Origin of the sequence: Phenylobacterium sp. (genome assembly GCF_044371015.1) — a bacterium.
Taxonomy (GTDB): Bacteria; Pseudomonadota; Alphaproteobacteria; order Caulobacterales; family Caulobacteraceae; genus Phenylobacterium.
Genome location: NZ_JBILUK010000279.1, coordinates 1 through 3,894 on the forward strand (window position 1 = coordinate 1; position 3,894 = coordinate 3,894).

The following is a 3,894-nucleotide window of genomic DNA, read 5'->3' on the forward strand; positions in this document are numbered from 1 at the left end:
TGATCTTCTCACCGCGCCGGGTCTCGACCAGCGTAGCGGCGACAGACGCGCCATCAACCAGCGGCGCGCCGACGGTCACGGCCTCGCCGTCGCCCAGCATCAGCACGTCCCCGAAAGCCACAGTGGCGCCCGGTTCGCCGTCGAGCTTTTCGACCACCAGCACGTCGCCGGGCTGAACCCGGTACTGCTTCCCGCCGGTCTTGATCACCGCGTACATCGTGAGCGCCTTTAGAAACCTGAAGTGTCAGCAAAACGGAGCGCGCCCGCTGGAGGGCCGGCGGGCGAGAGCGCGCGGTTATACAGTCGGGGAAAGCGGAGTCAACGGCGGGCGGCGCTCAAGACACCCTTCCGTCGTTCCGCGACAGCGCCCTGAGGGGTAGCGGAAGTCCGCGTCGTCACCTCTGCCTCTGGGGCGGTCGCCGCGAAGCGAACTGAGGCGCTTTCCTGACCCTACTTGGCCACCGGCGCGGCCGGAGCCTTGGCTTCGGCGACCTTGGCCTTGCCGACGATCTCGGCGACCCTGGAGGTAGGCTTGGGCAGCTTGGGCGTGGCGGCGACCGATCCATAACGCAGCACATCCGTCGCGCGACTGATCTGGAAGTCTTTCTTCTCGTCGAAGCTCTCCGGCGGCGCTTCGGCGGGTTCATGGGCGCCGCGGCGCACCTTGCCCTCATCGGCGTTCAACGCGTTCTTGAAACTGGCTTCCGAGAACTGGAAGGCGCGCTTGGCGATGGCTTCTGCCTCCTCGCGGGTGAGCGCGACTTCAAGGTCCGGCTCGATTCCGGTCTTCTGGATCGAGCGGCCAGCCGGCGTGTAGTAGCGCGCCGTGGTCAGCTTGAGTGCGCCGTCGACGCCGCCACGAAGCGGGATCACGGTCTGCACCGAGCCCTTGCCGAAGCTGGTGGTGCCCACCAGTTCGGCGCGTTTGCGGTCCTGCAGGGCGCCGGCGACGATCTCCGCCGCCGAGGCCGAGCCGGAATTGATCAGAACTACGATCGGCAGGCCGCCGGTGATGTCGCCGCCCCGGGCGTTGTAGCGTTCAACGTCGCGTGGATCGCGGCCGCGCTGGGAGACGATCTCTCCGCCTTCGAGGAACAGGTCGGAGACCCCCACCGCCTGATCGAGCAGTCCGCCCGGGTTGTTGCGCAGGTCGAGGATCAGCCCCTTCATCTTGGGGTTCTTGGCTTTGAGCTCGGCGAACGCGGCCTCGGCCTCATCGGTGGTCTTCTCGTTGAAGCTGCCGATACGCAGCACGCCATAGTCGCCTTCCAGCCGTGCGGTGGCCGACTTGGGCTTGATCACCTCGCGCACCAGCTTGACGTCGAACGGGTCAGTCTTCTCGCGGGCGATTGTCAGGGTCACGGTCTCGCCGGGGCGGCCGCGCATTTGCTTGACGGCCTCGGTCACCGTCAGGCCCAGCACGCTCTCGCCATTGACCGAGGTGATGTAGTCGCCGGCCTTGATGCCCGCGCGAAAGGCGGGCGTGCCGTCCATCGGCGAGATCACCTTGACCACGCCGTCCTCGCTGGTGACCTCAATGCCCAGGCCGCCGTATTCGCCGCGCGTCTGGTCGCGCATGTCGTCGAAATCTTCGGGATTGAGATAGCCGGAATGAGGATCGAGCGATGTGAGCATGCCGTCGATCGCCGACTGAATCAGCTTGGTGTCATCGACCTCGGTGACATACTGCGTCTCCACGGTGTTGAGGACATCGCCGAACAGGCCGAGCATCTTGTAGGTCTTGGCGCGGGGCTGGGAATCCGCCAGCGCCTGCTGGCTCACATAGGCCATGGAGCCCGCGCCGAGCACGAAGGCCGAGGCGCCGATCAGCAGGTAGGTCTTCATCGACTTCAATCCACTCCCAGTTCGCGGGCGTCCAGGCGGTCCATCAAGCCGCTTTCCGCGTCGTTTTCGAGGCGGAATTCCGTCCGCCGCGCCTATCTCTCAGCCACCATCCACCGTCCGGGGTCCACGGGCGAGCCTTGCTCGCGGACCTCGAGATAAAGCTCAGAGCGCCCGCCGGAACCCCGGGTCGCAAATCCGAGCGGCTGGCCTTCCGATACGGACTGACCGACCTCGACGGACGCGCGCTCAAGTCCAGCAAGCACGAGATGATATCCGCCGACTAGTCTTAATATGACGATGACGTCCCAGCCTTTCACAGGGCCCACGTACTGCACACGACCCGCCGCCGGGCTGATCGCCCGGGCGCTTTGCGTCACCGACAGCGTAAGGCCCGCCGAGCGGCCCCCGCCGGGCAATGCGGCGCCGAACCGGCGCGTGATGTTTCCCGGTGCGGGGGAGCGAAGGCGCGCCGGGGGATCCAGTGCGGGGTCGGGACCGACCGGACCCTGCAAGGCTGCGACGTTGGGGTCCTCCGGCTCCGGCAATTCCTCGGCGGTCAGGCTGTCGGTCTCGAAGAGGGCCTCGCTCTGCACGGCGGCGAGGCGGCGCTGGCGCAGCATCTCGCTTGCGCCCTGCGCATAGCCGCGCGCCCGCGCCTGCAATTCCGGCGTGATGGCGCGCACCAGGATCGCTGCGCGCACGGCGTCACGGGCGTCGTCGGCCGAGACCAACAGGGCCGGCGGCGGATCGCGGCTCAGCCGCTCCAGCACCGAAAGGAGCCGGGCCAGTCGGTTCATGTTGGAGCCCTGGTCGAGGACCAGTTCCGCTTCAGCCGCATTGAGCCGTTCCAGCGGCGCGGTGGTCGTCGCTCCGGCCAGGCCCGCGCAGGCGGCGAGGGCGAGGGCAAGACCCAGGCGGGTTCGAGTGGGGCGGGCGCGAATCCGGATCATCAGTCCCTATGATAGGGCGATCCGGCTAGGATGGAGACCGCCCGATAGATTTGTTCGGCCAGCATCGCGCGGGCCAGCGCATGGGGCCAGGTCTGAGGCCCGAAGGCCAGCGCGGACTTGGCCTCCGCCACCAGCGCCGGATCGAGCCCGTCGGTCCCGCCGATCAGAAACACGAGGCGTCGCACGCCCTGATCCCGCAGGGTGGCGATCTCCTGAGCGAAGGCGCGGGAAGTGCGCGCCTTCCCCCGCTCGTCACAGGCGATGACGTAGGCGTCGACCAGATGTGGCCGCAGCATCTCGGCCTCGGCGGCCTTCCCGGGCTTCCTGGACTCGACCTCAATCACTTCCGCCGGCCCCAGGCCCAGCGACCGACCGGCGGCGGTCGCGCGGTCCGTGTAGAGCCGAACGAGGTCGGTCTCGGGCCCGCGCGCCAGGCGGCCGACGGCGACGATCGCGATCTTCAAGAGGGTTGGCGCTCCGGCAACAGCTTCTCGGCGATCTGAACGGCGTTGAGCGCGGCGCCCTTGAGCAGCTGATCGCCGCAGACGAACAGCGCCACCGTCTTGCCCGAAGGGTCGGAGAGGTCCTGGCGGATGCGGCCCGCCAGCACGTCGCCCTGGCCCTGGGCCTCGGACGGCATAGGGAAGTGGTTGGCCGACCGGTCATCGACGACGCGCACCCCCTCCGCGCCGGCCAGCACCTCGCGCGCGGCGTCGGGGGTGACCGGCTCGGCAAACTCCAGCGAGAGGGCAATGGCGTGGGCGCGCAGCACCGGCACGCGGATGCAGGTGACGCCGATCGGCAGATTGGGCGACGAGAGCAGCCGCCGGCACTCGGCGATCACCTTTTCCTCCTCGCCGTTGTAGCCGGTCTCGGGATTCACATCCGCGTTGTGGCTGAAGAGGTTGAACGCATAGGGATGGGGCAGCACCTGGGGCGTGAAGGGGCGGTCTTCCAGGAAGGCCTCGGTCGAGACGCGCAGTTCTTCCATCGCCGCCGCCCCGGCGCCCGACGCCGCCTGATAGGTGGCCATCTGCACCCGGCGCAGGCCGAAGGCGCGGGCGAGCGGCGCCATGGCGACGGCCGTGATGATCGCCAC

5 protein-coding genes are annotated in these 3,894 nt (G+C 68.3%); all 5 read right to left on the bottom strand.

What is annotated here, in order from left to right; translation table 11 throughout:
- A partial coding sequence (gene rplU, locus ACIQ3R_RS16255; RefSeq protein WP_397419899.1) for a 50S ribosomal protein L21 occupies positions 1-217 on the bottom strand: 217 nt, incomplete at its 3' end.
- Positions 218-450: 233 nt separating this feature from the next.
- Positions 451-1,845, bottom strand: a complete 1,395-nt coding sequence (locus tag ACIQ3R_RS16260) for a S41 family peptidase (protein ID WP_397419900.1) — start codon at positions 1,843-1,845, stop codon at positions 451-453.
- Between the two features lie 92 nt (positions 1,846-1,937).
- A complete protein-coding gene (locus ACIQ3R_RS16265) occupies positions 1,938-2,795 on the bottom strand; it encodes a murein hydrolase activator EnvC family protein (protein WP_397419901.1) in 858 nt (285 codons plus the stop codon).
- A complete protein-coding gene (gene rlmH, locus ACIQ3R_RS16270; protein WP_397419902.1) occupies positions 2,795-3,259 on the bottom strand; it encodes a 23S rRNA (pseudouridine(1915)-N(3))-methyltransferase RlmH in 465 nt (154 codons plus the stop codon). The genes ACIQ3R_RS16265 and rlmH overlap by 1 nt, the downstream gene beginning before the upstream one ends.
- Positions 3,256-3,894: Asd/ArgC dimerization domain-containing protein (locus ACIQ3R_RS16275; RefSeq protein WP_397419903.1), on the bottom strand; the 639-nt coding region annotated here is incomplete at its 5' end. The genes ACIQ3R_RS16275 and rlmH, both read right to left, overlap by 4 nt.